Consider the following 18560-nt stretch of genomic DNA (forward strand, 5'->3'; position numbering starts at 1 on the left):
TTTCCCAGGTCGGTGCACGGGCGCAAAAAACTCCGAGGGTAGGGTTTTCTAACCCGGGGTCATCCTACTTCGAGCAGCAGGAGCAAGGGAAGGCGCCGTGCTGGATCCCCTTGGACAAAAAAGGCTTGCACGGGAAGCGGCAGGCTTTCCGGTCGCGTTAGGGGTTTGGTACCTCACGGACGGGCATGCCCGCAGCGGAAAAGCCGGAAGAAGGAAAAAGCTCAATCCCTAGTTAGCTTACGCCATCCCTTCCCGTTGCCGAAGGGGTGATGTCATTGTGTCTCATTTGGCACGGGCTTAGTACGAGGTCCAGGGGAAAACCCTAGAGAGCCAAAGCCAGGGACAGAACCCCAAAAGAAGCGAAAGATTCTTTTTGGGGCCTAGGGATCCAGCGGTTCAAAGGGTTGGTGTCGGAAAGGAAATCGTTGGCGAGACTGGTGCCTCCTTGTGAACGGCCTCCCCAGGGGTTTCTCCGTACAACCCTTTAGAAGGCACAAGAAAGAGGGGAATGCAAAACCTCCGTCGGGCTGCAGGGATTTGAACCCTGGACCTCTTGGTCCCGAACCAAGCGCGCTACCAGGCTACGCCACAGCCCGAGAAAACGGGACAAACGATTCCCTCTTTTCTCCAAACAAGCATGCTTGCCGACGGAGCTGGCGGCAAATAGTTTTTAAGGCAAGCGCCGGGAAGTGCCCGTTTTGCCAGGGTAGCTCAGCGGTAGAGCAGGGGACTCATAAGCCCTTGGTCGAGAGTTCGAATCTCTCCCCTGGCATTGCGTCCTTTTCGAATAAATTGCCGTTTTAGAAAATTCGAAGATCAAACCCAAGCTCCAGGGAGAACGCTTTAGGATCGCTTATTACAAACCGAAAAGAATTCACCTCTTGCAGCCGGTCTTGTCCTTGCTTCCCAGCGGGGCCTGCCTCTAAGTAGGAGAGATACCCCAAAAAAAGGGGAGGATTTCGCAGAACGGGAAAGGCCGATGGCCAATCTTTTCGACGAGAGTTGGAATTGGCTCCCGCTGAAAATGTTGGTGGGAGCTTTGGTTTTGGTCATTCTTGGGATTGCCGGAATCTCCTATTACTTTACACCCAAGTATACACGGGTGGGCTATATGCCCAAGCAGCCCGTTCCGTTTGACCATGATCTCCACGTTACCCAGCTCGGGATGGACTGCCGCTATTGCCATAGTTTTGTCGAGCGAAGTGATTTTTCCAACATTCCCACGACCCAGACCTGCATGAACTGCCATCGGCAGATCTTACCAGACGACCCCAAGCTGGCTGCGGTGCGAAAAAGCTGGGAAACAGGGGAACCCATCCGCTGGGTGCGCATTCATGAGTTACCCGATTTTGCCTATTTCAGTCACCAGGCTCACGTGAACCGCGGGATTAGCTGTGCCAGTTGTCACGGGCAGGTGAACCACATGCGGGAGGTTTGGCAGCACGAACCAGAAAGCATGGGGTGGTGTCTGAATTGTCATCGCAATCCGGAATTCCACGTGCGCCCGATGGATAAAGTGTTTGATCTTGATTGGACCCCGCCTGGGGGAAAAGAGGGGCAGGAGGCATTGGGCCAGAAGCTCGTCGAACAGTGGGGGGTTCATCCGACGGATAACTGTGGAGCCTGCCACCGGTAAGGGCTAGGGCGTACCGAAAGGTCGGGAAACACCAAAAAAAAGGATGCTTTGAGGGTACCGAAAGATGGACGGGCAAAAGGAAGCGTGGCGTAACCTGGGAGAATTTCTTCTGCGAAGGAAGGGAAAGAAAGAATCGCTCGGGGAAGAGTTCCCCTCGGAGTATTTCTTGCAGGAGGGCGAAGGCATCTCCCGGCGGGAGTTTCTTAAGCTGGGAGGTGCATCCCTTGCAGGGGCGGGCTTGGCTTTGGCGGGCTGTCGGAAAGCGGAATCCTATCTTGTTCCCTACACGGCAAGCCCGGAATGGGTCGTTCCAGGAAATCCCCTTCGATATGCCACGAGCATGCCGCATCGGTCAGGAGCCATTCCTCTTTGGGTCATTACCTATGAGGGGCGCCCGACGCATCTGGAGCCCAACCAGTTATGGTCGGGAAAGGCGAAAGGACTTTCGGCCCAGATCCAGGCCTCGATTTACGATTTGTATGATCCGGATCGCTCGCGCGTTTTCCTTCGAGACGGCCGGCCCATTTCCCGTAAAGATTTTATTGCCTGGGTCCGGGAACTGGCAAGGAAACTGCAAGCGGCCAAAGGCAAGGGGGTAGCGCTCTTACTGGAACCAAGCCCGTCGCCCACGCTAGCTCGTTTATGCCAAGAGCTCGTAGGGCGCTATCCTGAACTACTTCTTGCAACCTACCAACCCATTTCCAACGAAATTCGGTACCGTGCGACGGAATGTTTTTACGGGGCTCGGTACGCGCTCCGTCCGCGGTGGGACTGGGCCGACGTAGTCGTTTCGATCGATTGCGACTTTTTAAACGGATCGGAGGAGGGCCCCGGGGCGGTTACGGCTTTTATGGCCAATCGCCGGGTTCGGATGGGGTCCGATCGGATGAACCGGCTCTATTGTGTGGAGTCGCGCTACACGGTTACCGGGGCAACGGCCGATCACCGGCTGCCGCTGCGGGTCGCGGAGCATCCGTATTTCTTGGCCGCTTTGGTGCGGGAGCTTGTGGCTCGAGGGAAAAGGGAACTAGAGCCCCTAGCGAACGTGCTGCCTGGAGGGAAAGGAATAGAGGCGGTTCCGGTTCGTTGGATTGCGGCCGTGGCCGAAGATTTGCTCTCCGCTGCGCATCCTTTGGTTTGGGTGGGCCGGAGTTCTCCGTGGACCTGCCAGCTATTGGCACTTGCCGTGAATGAGGCGTTCCAACCCGCTTCCAGTCTCCAGCTCCTTCCCCCCGTGGAACCCAAGTTTGCCGGTCTCCAGGAGCTAGCCGGTGCGATCGAGGAAGGTAAGATAGAGACCCTTGGGATTGTTGGGGCCAATCCTGTCTACACGGCTCCGGCGGCGCTGGAATGGAAAAAGCTTCAAACCAAGGTTCCTGAGACGTTCCATGCCGGTCTCTATTACGATGAAACCGCCGCAGTGAGTCGTTGGCATGCCCCGCTGGCTCATTATTTGGAAGATTGGGGGGATGGTTTTGCCGCTGACGGCACCTACGTGACGCAACAGCCTGCCATCTTGCCCTTGTACCGTGGGGTGAGTGTGATCGAAATCCTGGCGGCGCTTTTAGGGGATCCCCAGGCGCTAGAGGAACTGCCTCCTTCCAATCCGACCTTCGAGAGCCTGCCCACTCTTCCCGGCCAGCCCTCCCCTGTGCCGCTCCCTGCAGGACTCCGCTTGGTCGAGCAAACGTTTGCCCAGAAAACCGGCCTCCAGGGATGGGAGCTTGCCAAGGCATGGAGAAAATGTCTTCACGACGGTTTTTGGCCGCAGAGTACTCCGGATCCGGTGACGGTGCCCGGCAACTGGCCAAAGCTTGTAGACGCCTTGCCGAAGGAGCTTGCTCCTAGGATTCCTGAGGGGGCATGGGAGCTTGTCCTCTACCCCTGTCCGAAAATCGACGACGGGAGGTATGCCAATAACGCATGGCTCCAGGAACTACCGGACTCTGTGACCAAGATCACTTGGGATAATGCAGTGTTACTCTCACCAGCCACTGCGGAAAAGCTAGGGATCCGACAGGAGGAAGTCGACTTACGAGAGGTGGACCTTTGGGAACTGGAAGTGGAGGGAAAGACGCTGGAAGCCGCCGTATTTATTGTTCCCGGTCATCCCGATGGCTCGCTTTCCCTTGCGCTAGGCTACGGGCGGCAATCCGGAGGGAGGATTGCTTCCCAGTGCGGGTTTAATGGGTACCGGCTCTCAGGGAGCGATCTTCTGGGGCCCAAAATTGCCCGTCTCAAGGCAACGGGGCGAAGGTATCCGATTTCTCAAACCCAGCATCACTGGCGCATGGAGGGGCGGGCCTTGGTTCGGGAAGGGACTCTTTCGCTTTTCCAGAAAAAACCCTCGTTTGCCCGTGAGGGAGGAGAGGAAACGCCAGAAGTTTCTCTCTACCCGCATCCTTTTGCCCCGCCAGAGCCCGAAGGACCTCCCTACCGCGCGCGGATGACCCAGGGTCCTCACCAGTGGGCCATGGTAGTGGATCTAGGGAGCTGTGTGGGTTGTAATGCGTGTATCGTGGCCTGCCAGAGCGAAAATAACGTTCCGGTTGTGGGAAAGGATCAGGTAGCACGATACCGTGCCATGCATTGGATCCGCGTGGATCGGTATTTTTTGGGAGACCCTCGGGAGCCGCGGATGCTCTTTGAACCCGTGCTGTGCCAGCAGTGTGAAGAGGCGCCTTGTGAACCGGTCTGCCCAGTGAATGCAACCGTCCACAGCGAGGACGGGTTAAATGTTATGGTGTACAACCGGTGTATTGGCACGCGTGCTTGTGCCAACAATTGTCCGTATAAAGTGCGTCGATTTAACTATTTTGATTACAACAAAAGGGATGTGATACAGAAGTGGCACGTTGGGCCTTTTACCCTTTCCAATTTGTATTTGGGTCCCTTTGGTGCTCTCGGGACGCGCGAGCCTCTCCCGCTGCAAAAAAACCCCCGGGTCACGGTCCGGATGAGGGGGGTCATGGAAAAATGCACGTTTTGTATCCAGAGGATCGAAGCGGCCAAGATTCAAGCTTTGGCTCAAGCGCGGGATTCCGCCCAGGTCCAGGTTCCCACAGATAGTTTCCAAACGGCTTGCCAGGCGGCTTGCCCGGCGGAGGCCATTGTGTTTGGAAACCTCGCGGACCCCAAGAGTCGAGTCAACCAGTGGTGGTCGCATCCGCGAAGCTATACCCTTTTGAGAGAGCTCAATACCCGTCCTCGTGTCCGGTATCTGGCAAGGATTCGGAATCCCAATCCTGCCATGGAAAAAGAGGAAGGGATGGAGACCGAAAGCAAAGGGTAGAAAGGAGCAAAACCCATGGACGAGACAGCTGCAGGTTTTTTTGCAAGAGAGCAAGTTCCCGCGGCGGGACTTGGGGAGGTCCAAGAGGCTACAGCGGTCGAGGGAACAGTCGCAGGGGTCTGGGAGGAGCTTCGTCCTCGCTTGGTGCTGCATGGGAGAAGCTTTGGGTGGTTGACCGATCGGATTTGCTCGATTGCCGAAGAACCGGCTCCCCGGTGGTGGTGGATTGCCACGGGGATCTTTGGGACTCTTGCCCTCCTTATGCCCCTTTGCTTGACGTACTTGGTCAGTACGGGTGTTGGTGTCTGGGGGAATAATCAACCGGTTTTTTGGGCGTGGGATATTACCAACTTTGTTTTTTGGATCGGAATTGGCCATGCGGGGACTTTGATTTCAGCCATTCTCTACCTGGCGCGTCAAAAATGGCGAACGGCGGTGAGCCGGGCTTCGGAAACGATGACCATTTTTGCCGTCATGTGCGCGGCAACTTTCCCGCTTTTTCACGTCGGGCGGGTCTGGATGGCTTGGTATCTTTTCCCGATCCCCTGGTTTAATGGGGTATGGCCCAATTTTCGAGCTGCTCTGCTTTGGGATGTTGCCGCCGTCAGTACCTATTTTACGGTATCGCTCCTTTACTGGTACACCGGACTCGTTCCAGATTTTGCCACCATGCGGGACCGGGCAACGAAGCTGTGGAAAAAGAAGCTCTATCACATTCTTTCCTTCGGATGGGCAGGGTCCTGCCGGGAATGGCGTCACTACGAGATGGCCTACCTTTGTCTGGCGGGGCTATCGACTCCCTTGGTCTTGTCCGTGCATTCGGTGGTTTCCACCGACTTTGCCATTAACATTTTGCCCGGGTGGCATGCGACCATCTTCCCTCCCTATTTTGTGGCGGGAGCGATATTTGGGGGATTTGCCATGGTGCTCACCCTCCTTTTGCCCCTGCGGGTGGCCTACCCGCAACTCCAAGATGTGATTACACTGAAGCACATTGACAACATGGCAAGGATTCTTCTCTTAACGGGGTCTTTGGTCGGCTATTCGTATTGTATGGAGTTTTTTATCGCTTGGTATGGAGCCAACCCGTTTGAGCGATACACGTTTTGGAACCGTGTGACTGGCCCTTATTGGTGGGCATGGGTAAGCATGATTGTCTGTAATGTGATTGCTCCCCAGTTTCTCTGGTTTCCGAAGCTCCGGTCCAACCTTTGGGTAGTATTTATTGTCGCTAATTTTGCGAACGTAGGAATGTGGTTTGAACGGTTTGTGATCATTGTGACTTCGCTTCACCGGGATTTTCTTCCGTCGTCGTGGGGTATGTTTCATCCGACACCCATTGATATTGGGCTTTTTACCGGCTCGGTGGCGTTTTTTGTCTTCATGTTTTTACTCTTTACCCGTGTGGCGCCGATTGTGGCGCTTGCGGAAGTGAAGGGAGTTTTGCCGGAGGCCGATCCGCATGGGGTACCGCCAAGGGAGGGTACACCTGCCGTGGGGGTGGGCTCGTAAGGGGAAACGGCCACGAAAAGATTGGGGGGTTTCAAAAGATGAGCGACCAATCGGTTACGGGAGAGCTTGCGGGTTTGCGGCTTTATGGTTTGGGAGCGCGCTTTGAAAGCGCGCGCGAGCTATACCAAGCAGCCCAGGTCCTTCGGGACCGGGGTTTCCGGCGATGGGATGCGTATTGTCCCTTTCCCATTCATGGGATGCCGGAAGCTATGGGGCTAGGCAAATCGTGGAATTCCGCGTTTACCCTGACAGGGGGAATCCTGGGTCTTGCCTTTGCCTTTCTCGGCCAGGTGGCGGCGTCGGTCCCCCGACCTGCCTGGTTACACTCGGTAACCAGTGGGAAACTTTTGCATCTTTTCTATCCCCTGGTGCTTCAGGGGAAACCTTACTTGAGCTTGCCGGCATTTGTGCCGGTGATGTTTGAGACGACCGTTTTGTACGCGGCGCTCGCAACGGTCGTTGGCGTACTGGTTTTGAATCTTTTACCCCGAGCCTACCGCCCTGTATTTCACTGGGAGCTTTTTTGCCGGAAGGCAACCGATGATGGGTTTTTCCTTGTGATCGAAGCTTCGGATCCCCTTTTTTCCGAGGAGGAGACGCGGCGGCTTTTGGAGGAGCTGGGGGGTCAGGATGTAACCCCCATTCCATGGTAAAGGGAGACCGTGAGAAGGTTTTTCTGGTTGGTCTTTGCGGGAACTCTCCTTGCTGTTTCTCTCCTTGGGTGGCGGGGTCTGAAGAGTCGCAAACCTCCTGTGGAGCTTTTCCCTCGATCCATTTTCCCTGGCATGGAAACGCAAAGGAAGGTCAAAGAACAAAAACCTTCGGCCTTCTTTTCGGACGGGCGTGCTGCGCGTCCTCCAGTAGCGGGAACCGTCCCTGTAGAGGAGCCCGTCAAGGAGGAATATTTTTCGACGGGCGTGATAGGGGACCGGTGGGGCGACGGAATCCCCGTTCCCGTTGACCGGAAGCTACTCGAGCGGGGCAGGGAACGTTACACGATCTACTGCCAGGTGTGTCATGGGGCGGCAGGTTACGGCGACGGCATTGCCACGCAATACGGGCTCGTTGGGCCGGCCAACTACCATGTCGACCGGCTTCGGCAAATGCCGGATGGAGAAATTTTTCATACCATCACCAAGGGGCGGGGTCTTATGCTGGGGTATGGGGCCAATCTTCCCATCGAAGACCGCTGGGCGATTGTGGCCTACCTGCGTGTGTTACAAAAAAGCCAGTTTACCCGGTGGGACGAATTATCCCCGGAGGAGCAGAAGCTTCTAAAGGAAAAGCCATGAAGAGGGAAGGCTCGTTTTCCGAAGGCCCCCAGCGAGTGGATCCAGCCGAGGTGAGAGGGGTTTCCAGGGTTTGCCTTGGTGTAGGAACCTTTCTTTTAGGAGTTTCCGCCCTGGGCTCTTTCTGGGATCCCAAGCAATTTGTCTTTTCTTGGCACTTCGCCTTTTCCTTTTACTATACCCTTTGCCTGGGGGCTTTCTTCTGGCTTCTGGTCCATCATGCGACCCGATCGAGTTGGGGAACCCTTCTCCGCCGGCAACTCGAAAATGTGGTGGCCCTTTTTCCCTGGGTTGCCGTTCTTTTTGTCCCGGTGTTCCTGGATGTATGGATGGGACACAATCTCTATGAATGGAGCGACCCGGCGCAAGTTGCGAAAAGTTTTTTGTGGAAAGCGCGCCTGGCCTACTTAAATCCAGGGTTTTTTTCCCTTCGAGCTCTTGGTTACCTCCTCTTTTTTGTTCTTGCCTCCCGCTACCTGTGTCATCAATCCCTGGAACAGGATCGAACCGGTGACCCAAGAGTTACCCTACGCCTTTCCTCCATTTCTTGCCTTCTTGCACCTTTTTTTGCAGGGGTCACCACCTTCTCGGCTTTCGATTGGTGGATGAGTCTTGAGGAGCGCTGGGCCTCTACGATGTGGGGAGTCTATCTCTTGGCCCTGTCGCTTCCCGCGGCAATGGCCCTTTGGATTGGGATGATCCTAGGCCTTCGTGCCCGAGGGTACCTGGGGTGGGTAACCCAGGAACACTTCCATGCCATGGGGAAGCTTCTTTTTGCTTTCATCATTTTTTGGGCCTACATCGCCTTTGCCCAGTATTTTCTAGTCTGGTATGGCAACCTGCCCGAAGAGACAGGCTTTTTCATCCGAAGAAATCATGGAAGCTGGCAAGCGGTGTCGGTTCTTTTGGTCTATGGAAACTTTGGTCTTACTTTTGTTTGGCTTTTAACCCAGGGCGCCAAGAAGGATCCCCGGCGCCTGGGGATCGCGGCAATCTGGGTGGTTGCCATGCATGTGGTGGAGATCTATTGGATTGTGATGCCGGTATTGCATCCGGAAGGGCCTCGGGTTCACTGGATGGACGTAACATTGTGGGCGGGAATGGGCGCGGTCCTCGTCGGTTTCCTTCTCCGAACGATCGCGGCGAATCCTCTGTATCCATTGAGGGATCCCCTTGTGGAAGAATCGGTTCACTTGCGGAACTAAAAGGAGCTGGAGTTTTGGAAAGGGTTGGGGGGAAAGAAAAAGGTCAAGAAAGGAGACTAAAGCATGAAAATCACGGCCTCGCCAGCGGGTGCCCGCGCACCGGTTCGGCGAGTATCGTTTCGGCGACTCCTGGGGATCGTGCTTCTTTTGGGAACGAGTGCAGGGGTAGCGATCTGGAGGTGGAGCCGGGTTCCCTCGGAACTACCGGATCCTCGACGCTCAGAGCGGTTGGCCCGGCTGGAAGCACTGCAAAAAAAGGAAAAGGAACTTCTGGGGAGCTATGGGTGGGTCGATCGTTCCAAGGGAATCGTACGGGTCCCCTTGGACCGTGCGATGGAGCTGGAACTCCAAGAGCTTTCCCGCAAACCGGTTCGGCCTTCCGGGGAAGTCGTTCCTACGATCCGGGCGCTGGAAAGTTCGTCAGGAACGCGCTAAAGAAAAAAAAGGTAGTGCCGGCCCTTGCCATGGGAAAGAGCAATGGCTATTAGTTAGACAAAATGAAAAGCGCAATGCTTGTAAAGCGTAACTAATAATAAAGCGAGGCGTTTCTTATGGAGATTCCCTATACCGTTACGGCCCGGCCGGACACGGGGCTGTGGAATGCCAAGGTGGGAATTTGGCTTTTCCTTGCCTCGGAGGTCATGCTTTTTGGAGGTCTTTTTTCGGCCTATATCTTTTTGCGCATCGCAGCGGAACACTGGCCTCATGGTCTTTTGAACGTGCCCATTGGGTTTTTCAACACGGTCGTCCTCATTACTTCCAGTATTACTGTGGTTCTTGCCTGGGCCGCGCTTAAGATGCGCGAGTTTCGGAAATACCAGCGGTACATTGCCATTACCGTGGCCTGTGGCTGTATGTTTCTTCTGGTCAAAAGCTACGAGTACAATGAGAAATTCCACCACTATGGCGTCGTTCTCAAAAGCGGGCAGGAGATTACCGGGCATTTGGCCATGCCGGTCGAGGAGGCACAAAAGGCCAGCTACCTATTGCTCTATCCGGATAGCGAGGAGTCAAAAACCCCTCTTTACCAGCTAAGAAGCGTTTTTGTGCATAAAAAGGAGGAAGGAGAGCCCCTGCGAATTGAAAAGAAGGACATTCGCTGGTGGAGCAATTTTGTGCCAAAACATTCCACCTACTTCGCCGTCTATTTCACCCTGACCGGGCTCCATGGGCTCCATGTTTTGGGAGGAACGCTTGTGCTCGCCTATTTTTGGCTGCCTGGAAGTGCTCTCTACCGGACCAACCCGGAGCACTTGGCCAACCGGGTAGAGGTGGCCGGGCTTTTTTGGCATTTTGTCGACCTGGTGTGGATCTTCCTTTTTCCATTATTGTATCTACTGTAAAGTAAGGAGACATGGTATGAGCGGAGATCTTGAGTCCATTCAGAAGCACGCGCGCAAATGTATTACGGTCTTTGTCGCCTTATTGGTTCTTACGGTCATCACGGTCGCTGTTTCCTATATCCCTCTGGGTACCCGAGGGAATATTACGGTGGCACTGGCTATTGCCATTCTCAAAGCTTCTCTGGTAGCCCTTTTCTTTATGCATTTGATTGCGGAAGAAAAAACGATCTATCGCTTTCTTGTCTTCGCGGGTACATTTCTTTTGGGGCTTTTCTTTTTGATCGGGTGGTCCTACGGAGACCAGATCGTGGCGCTACTCCGCTAAGGGGAAGCCCCACGAAAAAAAGGGGGGCAATTGTATGGGACTGAGAAGTTTTCACCTTGTTTTCATTTCTCTTTCTTCCCTCCTGCTTGTAGGCTTTGGGGCGTGGTGTTTGGGATACTTCCCCACCTTGCGGGAGGCAATCTACCTATGGATTGGAAGCTTGTCGGTGGTTCTAGGGCTTGGAATCGCCGCGTACGGTGCGTGGTTTTACGTTAAAACCAAAAGACTCCGGATAACGGAATGAAGGACGCCTACGGGAAGACTCCCTCGCTTTTGAGGAGCTACTTTCTTTGCGCAAGTTTTCTCCTTTTTGTTTTTCCCTGGCCGGTTTGGGCCTGCGCGAGCTGTATGGTGGGTCGTTTGAGCGGCCAACAAGGAAGGGCAGCTGCGGGGGCGGTGCTCACACTTTTGGCGATCCTTGGTGTGGTCTATTTGGCGGTTGTGGCCTTTGGTTACCGGTTGTGGAAGCGTGCGAAAGCTCCTTTGCCTCCTTACGCCCAGTTCACGCGCTTGGACGAAGAGGAACATCCTTTGGAGGTGGATAGCCATGATTACTAAAATGCTTGGTTTGCCCCCGGGGGCTTCGGAACATGCCGGGGAAATCGATTTCTTTCTAGAAGTGGTTCACTGGTTTATGCTTATCCTTTTTGTCTTCTGGCTTTCACTGTTTCTTTACTGCCTTTTTCGTTTCCGGGCAAAAGCCCATCCTCTACCCAGCTACCAGGGGCTTACCTCAGGATGGCCAAAGTGGGTGGAGGCCATGGTGGTAGGGGTGGATGCTCTACTTCTGGTTGCGTTTGCGTTCCCGCTGTGGGCTAACCGGGCGGGTTCTGGATCTTTCCCGCGTGCCTCAGAAGCCGTGCGGGTACGGGCCGTGGCGCAGCAATTTAGCTGGCTCTTTCATTATCCGGGCCCAGATGGAAAGTTTGGTCGAACCAGTCCTTTTCTCATCGATGCAACCAATCCGGTCGGGCTGGATAAAACCGATCCGGACGGAGCCGATGATGTGGTCTCGTTTAACGAGTTGCATCTACCGGTAGGCAAACCTGTGATCCTGGAAATAACGGCCAAAGACGTGATTCATAACTTTGACGTAATCGAAATGCGGATCCAGCAGGATGCAATCCCGGGAACTACCATCCCTATCTGGTTTAAGCCGGTCCGGGAGGGGAACTACGAGATTGCGTGCGGGCAACTCTGCGGGGCGGGTCATACGTTTATGAGGGCAACACTTAAGGTCGAGTCCGAGACGAGTTTTGACAATTGGATGCAGGGTTTGGAAAAGCTTAAGGGGAGCTAAACAAAAAAACCGGTGGCTCCCAGGGAAGGGTGGCGGGCAAGAGGCTTTGAAGGATAGCCAAAGACGCACGTCCCGACAAACGGCCCCAAGCAGAGGGAGGCTGGCATAGGGTCTGGGGAGGGGGTAGCACCACCAAAGGAGCTTGCGCTCGACCGGACAGGGTTATGTGGAGTATGTTAAACGTAGTATGGCGACAGAAAGAGTCTCGCGTATTCCAAGGCAAAACCCTCGTCGGCTCCTCGGGGTAACGTTTGGTTTTCTCTTTCTTTGGGCTCTCACGATGGGAGCGATCGGTTGCCCAAGGTGTTTGACGGACATCTCTCAAACAAACGTTCGCGCCGAGGGAGGGCTCTTGCTAGGGCTTTCTGGCCTAGGCTTAGCTCTGGGAGCGCTCCTTTGGGAATGGCGCGTACGGAGCCGTAAGCCAAGGAGTCGCACCCATCCAAGGGCGGACCAGAAAACTTCCACCCTTGCGTAAGTCAATGGCTGGAGGAGTTTGGCACTTCCTCCCAGTTTTCGATTCTTCTTTTTCACTGCAGCCCGTGGGTAACTCCTTTTTTCCTTTCGCCCTCTTCCAACCCTTTTCCCTCACAAAAAAGGGCCACGGATCGGAGCTTGTGGCTTGGACGCAGGAGTCGCTAGACCCAACCATTTTTCTTTGGTAGAAAGCTTTCCGGTTTTTCCCAAGGCGAAAGCAAAGTAAGGGGCCGGGAAAACCCAGCGGGCCTTCGAGGAGGCTATGCGAGGCTACAATCGCGAGTTTGTACGAAAAAACAAAAGGGAAGCACCCGGTAGGTGAACATTTCATCGCTTTTGCGTCGCTCCTCCAAGCCGGTTCTCCGGCGGATCGAAGAGGATCTTGATACGAAACTTCGGCTGCGTTACACGCCCTACTATCACGCGATCGATCGCGTTGAGGGGCCATGGGTATGGGTCGAGGGAAGGCGCATGCTCATGATGTCCTCGAATGAATATCTGGGATTGAGTCAGCACCCTAGGGTTATCGAGGCGGCCCGCCGTGCGCTGCAGCAATGGGGAACCAGTCCCTGCGGCTCCCGGCTCGCCAATGGGTCCCGCAAATACCATGAGGAGCTGGAAGAAGCTCTGGCGAGTTTTCTGGGCAAAGAGGCTTGTCATGTGATCGTGGCGGGGTATCTGGCGTGCCAAGGTAGCCTGGCTGCGCTGGCTCGAAGAGGAGATCTTCTCCTTTTGGATCGGAGCATCCATGCGTCTCTTTGGGACGGGGCTCTTTTGGGAGGATGCCAGATCGAACGGTTTTCCCATCGTGAGTTAGCTTCCCTCAAAGAAATGCTGGCGGCCATTCCGCAAGATCGACCCAAGATTATGGCCGTTGACGGGGTGTATTCCATGGAAGGACATCTGGCACCGTTGCCCGAACTGGTTTGCCTGGGGAAAACCCATGGGATTTTTCTTGTCGTGGACGATGCCCATGGTCTTGGAGTGTTTGGTCGAGAGGGACGGGGTGTCTGCGATCACTTTGGTCTAACCCAAGAGGTCGACTTGATCGTCGGCAGTTTTTCCAAATCGTTGGCAAGCACAGGGGGATTCTTTGCGGGGAGTCGCGGTGTGATCGAGTATCTTCGCAGCCATTGCCGGCAGATTATCTTTAGCGCCGCCGTGACACCGGCCTGTGCCGCCGCGGCCTTGGAAGCGCTCGAGATTCTCCAGCAAGAACCGGAGCACCGGGAGAAGCTTTGGGAAAATACCCGCTACTATCACCGCATCCTCAAGGAGGCGGGGTTTGATTTTTGGGAGAGCTCTAGCCCTGCAGTCCCCGTGGTCGTGGGGAACCGGGAGAAGTGCTACTTCGTTTGGAAGTCCCTCTGGGAGGAAGGGTTTTTTACGGTCTTATCCATTGCGCCTGGTGTTCCACCAGGGAGAGATCTCATTCGCACGGCGATCTCTTCCTTCCACACCCCGGCATTGTTGGACTCCTTCGTCGAGGCGCTGCAACGAGCCTTTCGAAAGGCCCGTGTACCGCTTCCTTCTTCCTGCATAAGCAGCGGGTAAAAAGCCCGTTGGCCCCGTTTTGGTAGGTAAGAGATTAAGAGACCAGGCCATACCTACTTTGTTTTCCCCACGCTCGTCTTGCGGGAGCAAGGTTATCAAGGTTTTTTCCAAAAACAACGAGCCCTCGTACCCCTTGGTCCCGACAAAACGGCGTTTCCCAGCGGCCCTTCCACAGGGCTCCCTCGGCTAGTTTTACCCCTGCGAGGAAGCGGGTGTTCCCGGATGGGAGAGCGTACCTCGACGCCGGCGCTTTACCTTGAGTTGTGCGAGCGAACGGGCCAATGCCGCTTGGGTGGTTGCTAGTTCCTCTCCTTCGAGCGCTTTTTCCTTCAAGGCTAAGGTCGCGCGCGCAATCGCCTCTTGAACCCGTGCCTCGTCAATGGCCTCTTCCGGGATGGCCATATCGGTAAGCACCGCAACTTTCCTTCCCGTGACTTCTGCAAATCCTTCACCGATAGCTAGGGAGGAAACACGTCCCCCGGTGGTGAAATACAGCTCACCGGCCACGAGCCGGGTCAGAAGCGGCGTGTGTCCCGGCAGGACCCCAAGCTCCCCTTCGACTCCTGGAAGAAAAACGCTTTCCACTTCCCCGGAAAAAACCGTTGCTTCCGGTGTCACAACTTCCAGCCGCAGACTTGCCATGGCGAGAACAACGAACGGGTGGTTACAAACCCTTTTTCGGTATTTTTCGCTTACCCAGAGGCTTCCATCGCCTTGCGGACCTGATCGATCGTCCCCTTCATGTAAAAGTGAACCTCCGGGATGTCATCATGCTTGCCTTCCAAAATTTCCTTAAATCCTCGCACGGTTTCCGAAATGGAAACGTACTCTCCCGGGACTCCGGTAAAAACTTCGGCTACGTGGAAAGGCTGCGAAAGGAAGCGCTGGATCTTGCGGGCCCGGTAAACGGTCAGTTTATCCTCCGGAGAAAGTTCATCCATTCCCAATATGGCAATAATATCCTGAAGGTCTTTATATCGCTGGAGTACCCGCTGGACCCCTCGTGCCACCTCGTAGTGTTCCTTACCAACAATTTCCGGTGCCAGAGCTTTGGAAGTAGAAGCCAGCGGATCCACCGCGGGATAGATCCCTTGTTCGGCAATGGAGCGTTCCAAGACGATGGTCGAGTCAAGATGGGCAAAGGTCGTGGCGGGAGCCGGATCCGTAAGATCGTCCGCAGGAACATACACAGCTTGGAACGAGGTAATGGAACCTTTCTTCGTAGAGGTGATTCGTTCCTGCAATGCCCCCATCTCCGCAGCCAGTGTGGGTTGATAACCCACGGCACTGGGCGTGCGCCCCAAAAGGGCCGAAACTTCCGATCCGGCCTGGGAAAACCGGAAGATATTGTCAATGAAAAGGAGAACGTCTTGATTCATCTCATCCCGGAAATACTCGGCAATGGAAAGGCCCGTAAGCCCGACCCGAAGCCGCGCACCCGGCGGTTCATTCATCTGCCCGTAAACCAGGGCCACTTTCGACTGGGCCAGATCTTCCTGGTTGATGACTTTGGCTTGGGACATTTCCAGGTAAAGATCGTTTCCCTCTCGGGTTCGCTCACCGACCCCGGCAAAAACCGAAAATCCCCCGTGTGCTTTCGCGATATTGTTGATAAGTTCCATAATGACCACTGTCTTCCCGACCCCCGCGCCCCCAAAGGCACCTACCTTTCCCCCTCGGAGAAACGGGCAGATGAGATCAATCACCTTGATGCCTGTCTCAAGAATCTCCGCCTTGGTGCTTTGCTCCAAAAGACTCGGAGCCGGCCGGTGGATCGGATACCGTTTGCTGTGCGGGATGGGACCTTTTTCGTCAATCGGCTCTCCCACGACATTCAGCACTCGACCCAGTACCCCCGGCCCTACCGGAACACTAATCGGGGCACCTGTGTTTTCCACCCACATCCCCCTCTTTAACCCGTCGGTAGTTGACATGGCGACACAACGCACCCAGTTATCTCCAAGATGCTGCTGGACCTCTAGGGTGAGCACGACCTCTTTTCCGTGGAGCTCATACCGTATGACCAGGGCATCATAGATCTCAGGAAGAGCTCCTTCGGGGAATTCCACATCAACCACCGGACCGATCACCTGAACGATTTTTCCTTTGGGTAGAGCCGTCATAGGGAGGATAAGAAAAAGGTTTTATTCCAATGCCATCTGAGCAGTGGCAATCTCCAGAATCTCCTTCGTAATCGCTGCTTGACGAGCCTTGTTATACTCAAGCGTAAGATCCCGCACAAGCTCGTTGGCGTTGTCTGTAGCGTTCTTCATCGCCACCATCCGTGCACTATGCTCGCTGGCTCGCGCATCCAGCAACACCTGGTAGAAGGTAAAGTCCACATAGAACTCCAAGAGCGACCCTAAAAGCTCTTCGGCGGCGGGCTCATAAAGATACTCTCCCCCCGTCCATCCCTCTTCGGACCTGAGAGCGCCCATCCATGAAAGCCCGGGCACCTCTTGGGCTTGCACGGGAAGTAACGGCAGGACCACCGGGGTTTGGAGCAGGGTATTGACAAAATGAGAAAAGGCAACTTCCACCCGGTCCACTTCATTGCCGGAAAACTTTTTCAGAACAAACCGGCTCACCCGCTTGGCATCCTGGAAACGAAACTGATCCTTAAGCTCGAAGTCCGCGAGAAAAGCTTCTTTCCCCTCCGGCCCGACCAGGAGAGGGATAAACTGCCGAGCCTTTCTCCCTACCGTTACGTACTGGGTAGCCGAAGTATGCAGCCGCTGGACCTCCCGAAAGAGATTGGCATTGAGGGGACCACAAAGCCCCTTATCGGTGGAAACCACCACGACAAGCCTTCGCTGCCCGGAGCGAGCCTCAAGCAACGGATGCGAAACGGAACTCAACTGCGATCCTACCCTCCGGGTCATCTCTCCAAGCAGTTGGGTATAGGCACGGCCGGCCAATGCCCTCTCCTGGGCTCGGCGCATTTTGGATGCCGCCACCATTTGCATCGCCCGGGTAATCTGGGCGGTATTCCGGATGGATCGGATCCTGCGTCGAATGTCTCTTGCCGTTGCCACAACTGGGAATCGCGCCTAGGGACCTTGTTTTTCGATTCTAAGAGGAAAAGCTTTCCGCAAAATTCTGCACCGCGTCCCGCAGTCTTTCCTCCAAATCCGAATCCAACGCTTTGCGTCGGCGAATGTCTTCTAAGAGACTCGCTTGCCGGGACACCAGGTATTCTCCCAGTTTTTCCTGGAAGAGCTTGACCTTTTCGATGGGGATCGGATCAAAGAAATGGTTCTGAAGTGCCCACAGGATAGCGACCTGGAGCTCTACCGGAACCGGTTGATACTGGCTTTGCTTAAAGACCTCGACAATCCGAGCTCCGCGATCCAGCTTCCCCTTGGTCACAGGATCTAGCTCGGCAGCAAACTGAGCAAAAGCCGCCAGCTCGCGGTACTGTGCTAGCTCGAGCTTGACTTTCCCTGCCACCTGTTTGATCGCTTTGATTTGAGCGGCCGAACCCACCCGCGAAACCGAAAGACCCACGTTAATGGCCGGTCGAATTCCCTGGTAAAACAGATCGGTCTCCAAATAAATCTGGCCGTCGGTGATCGAGATCACATTGGTGGGGATGTAAGCAGACACGTCTCCCGCCTGTGTTTCAATAATGGGCAACGCGGTAAGACTACCGTTGCCGCTATGCTCATTAAGCCGAGCTGCCCGCTCCAAGAGCCGCGAGTGAAGATAGAAAATATCTCCTGGGTATGCCTCCCGTCCCGAAGGGCGTTTTAACACAAGCGAAACCTGCCGGTAGGCCACCGCATGCTTGGAAAGATCATCATACACAATCAAAGCATCCATGCCGTGATCCATAAACCATTCCCCCATGGCACACCCGGCAAAGGGGGCAAGATACTGCGCCGTGGCCGAATCGGACGCAGCCGCAACGACTACAATCGTCCAAGGCATTGCTCCTTCCGATTCCAGCACGTTGAGGATGCGAGCCACGCTGGAATTTTTCTGGCCGATAGCAACGTAAATGGAATACAACGGCCGAAATCCTTCCTCGTTTTGATAGGCCTTGTTGAGGCGAGCTTGATTAATAATGGTGTCCAGCGCAATCGTTGTCTTTCCTGTGGACCGATCCCCGATGATCAGCTCTCGCTGCCCTCGCCCAATGGGAATCATGGCGTCAATCGCGACAATCCCTGTCTGGACCGGCTGGTTCACAGGACGCCGTTTGATAATCCCTGGGGCGATCCTCTCTACCGGGTAGAACGTTTCCGCGGCAATCGGACCCTTCCCATCCAACGGTTCCCCCAGCGCATTGACCACGCGACCCAATAACTCCAACCCCGCAGGAACTTGCAAGAGTTGGCCGGTGGCCCGGACCTCGTCACCCTCCCGGATATCCTCAAAGGAGCCCAGCACGATAGCACCTACCTCGGTCTCCTCAAGATTGAGGACAAGGGCCCTTTTGGGAGTCCCTAGCTCGGTTCGTCGCTGAGGGAACTCGACCACCTCATGCATCCCCACATCGCTTAAGCCCTCCATCTTGACGACCCCATCGGCCACCTCACGGACGACTCCCACGTTGGCCCGGACGGGTTCCCGTTTTACCTCTGCCAGCTCCCGTTCCAGTTCTTCCAGTATCGAAATGGTCATC

Annotated in this window: 17 protein-coding genes and 2 tRNA genes; 14 read left to right on the plus strand and 5 right to left on the minus strand. The window is 55.1% G+C overall.

Translation table 11 applies throughout. The features are described 5' to 3' along the window. Positions 1 to 522: 522 nt before the first annotated feature. Positions 523 to 596: transfer RNA gene (locus KK925_RS00980), tRNA-Pro, on the minus strand. Positions 597 to 700: 104 nt separating this feature from the next. On the opposite strand from KK925_RS00980, the gene KK925_RS00985 reads away from it, so the two are divergent. The 14 genes from KK925_RS00985 to KK925_RS01050 all read left to right on the plus strand — a co-directional run bounded on the left by KK925_RS00985 (position 701) and on the right by KK925_RS01050 (position 13933). Beyond that, a tRNA-Met gene (locus KK925_RS00985) sits at positions 701 to 772 on the plus strand. Between the two features lie 207 nt (positions 773 to 979). After that, entirely contained in the window at positions 980 to 1636 is a 657-nt protein-coding gene (locus KK925_RS00990) for a cytochrome c3 family protein (RefSeq protein WP_174581726.1), read from the plus strand. Between the two features lie 64 nt (positions 1637 to 1700). Next, positions 1701 to 4928 (plus strand): 4Fe-4S dicluster domain-containing protein, encoded by a 3228-nt coding sequence (locus KK925_RS00995; RefSeq protein ID WP_174581727.1) that lies wholly within the window; start codon positions 1701 to 1703, stop codon positions 4926 to 4928. A 15-nt stretch (positions 4929 to 4943) separates the two neighbouring features. Beyond that, positions 4944 to 6440 carry an NrfD/PsrC family molybdoenzyme membrane anchor subunit gene (nrfD, locus tag KK925_RS01000; RefSeq protein ID WP_174581728.1) on the plus strand — a complete coding sequence of 499 codons (1497 nt, stop codon included), beginning with the start codon at positions 4944 to 4946 and terminating at the stop codon, positions 6438 to 6440. Between the two features lie 38 nt (positions 6441 to 6478). Further along, a complete protein-coding gene (locus KK925_RS01005) occupies positions 6479 to 7093 on the plus strand; it encodes a DUF3341 domain-containing protein (protein ID WP_174581729.1) in 615 nt (204 codons plus the stop codon). 9 nt (positions 7094 to 7102) lie between these two features. Next, entirely contained in the window at positions 7103 to 7732 is a 630-nt protein-coding gene (locus KK925_RS01010; RefSeq protein ID WP_214096181.1) for a c-type cytochrome, read from the plus strand. Further along, a complete protein-coding gene (locus KK925_RS01015) occupies positions 7729 to 8934 on the plus strand; it encodes a hypothetical protein (RefSeq protein WP_174581730.1) in 1206 nt (401 codons plus the stop codon). Before KK925_RS01010 ends, KK925_RS01015 begins: the two co-directional genes overlap by 4 nt. Before the next feature lie 63 nt (positions 8935 to 8997). Beyond that, complete coding sequence (locus tag KK925_RS01020; protein ID WP_174581731.1) at positions 8998 to 9369, plus strand: hypothetical protein; 372 nt, start codon at positions 8998 to 9000, stop codon at positions 9367 to 9369. 116 nt (positions 9370 to 9485) lie between these two features. Continuing rightward, positions 9486 to 10277 carry a cytochrome c oxidase subunit 3 gene (locus tag KK925_RS01025; protein ID WP_174581732.1) on the plus strand — a complete coding sequence of 264 codons (792 nt, stop codon included), beginning with the start codon at positions 9486 to 9488 and terminating at the stop codon, positions 10275 to 10277. Positions 10278 to 10293: 16 nt separating this feature from the next. Beyond that, the gene (locus KK925_RS01030) at positions 10294 to 10602 is read left to right on the plus strand and encodes a cytochrome C oxidase subunit IV family protein (RefSeq protein WP_174581733.1); all 309 of its coding nucleotides are present in this window, start codon (positions 10294 to 10296) and stop codon (positions 10600 to 10602) included. A 34-nt stretch (positions 10603 to 10636) separates the two neighbouring features. Then, positions 10637 to 10846, plus strand: coding sequence for a hypothetical protein (locus KK925_RS01035; protein ID WP_174581734.1), 210 nt, complete (start codon positions 10637 to 10639; stop codon positions 10844 to 10846). After that, entirely contained in the window at positions 10843 to 11160 is a 318-nt protein-coding gene (locus tag KK925_RS01040) for a hypothetical protein (protein ID WP_174581735.1), read from the plus strand. Before KK925_RS01035 ends, KK925_RS01040 begins: the two co-directional genes overlap by 4 nt. Then, a complete protein-coding gene (locus tag KK925_RS01045) occupies positions 11150 to 11902 on the plus strand; it encodes a cytochrome c oxidase subunit II (RefSeq protein ID WP_174581736.1) in 753 nt (250 codons plus the stop codon). The genes KK925_RS01040 and KK925_RS01045 overlap by 11 nt, the downstream gene beginning before the upstream one ends. A gap of 795 nt (positions 11903 to 12697) precedes the next feature. Beyond that, entirely contained in the window at positions 12698 to 13933 is a 1236-nt protein-coding gene (locus KK925_RS01050) for an aminotransferase class I/II-fold pyridoxal phosphate-dependent enzyme (RefSeq protein WP_214096182.1), read from the plus strand. 192 nt (positions 13934 to 14125) lie between these two features. Here the strand turns inward: KK925_RS01050 and atpC are convergent, their stop codons facing one another. Genes atpC through atpA form a run of 4 tightly spaced genes read right to left on the minus strand, consistent with a single transcriptional unit; the run spans position 14126 to position 18559 of the window. After that, entirely contained in the window at positions 14126 to 14575 is a 450-nt protein-coding gene (gene atpC / locus KK925_RS01055) for an ATP synthase F1 subunit epsilon (protein ID WP_174581737.1), read from the minus strand. A gap of 50 nt (positions 14576 to 14625) precedes the next feature. Further along, on the minus strand, positions 14626 to 16056 hold the full coding sequence (gene atpD / locus KK925_RS01060) for a F0F1 ATP synthase subunit beta (RefSeq protein WP_174581738.1): 1431 nt from the start codon (positions 16054 to 16056) through the stop codon (positions 14626 to 14628). 21 nt (positions 16057 to 16077) lie between these two features. Next, positions 16078 to 16968, minus strand: a complete 891-nt coding sequence (gene atpG / locus KK925_RS01065; protein ID WP_174581739.1) for an ATP synthase F1 subunit gamma — start codon at positions 16966 to 16968, stop codon at positions 16078 to 16080. Between the two features lie 37 nt (positions 16969 to 17005). Beyond that, positions 17006 to 18559 carry a F0F1 ATP synthase subunit alpha gene (atpA, locus tag KK925_RS01070; protein ID WP_174581740.1) on the minus strand — a complete coding sequence of 518 codons (1554 nt, stop codon included), beginning with the start codon at positions 18557 to 18559 and terminating at the stop codon, positions 17006 to 17008. Between the last annotated feature and the right edge of the window lies 1 nt (position 18560).

It is taken from the genome of Candidatus Methylacidithermus pantelleriae, from assembly GCF_905250085.1.
GTDB classification, from domain to species: Bacteria; Verrucomicrobiota; Verrucomicrobiia; order Methylacidiphilales; family Methylacidiphilaceae; genus Methylacidithermus; species Methylacidithermus pantelleriae.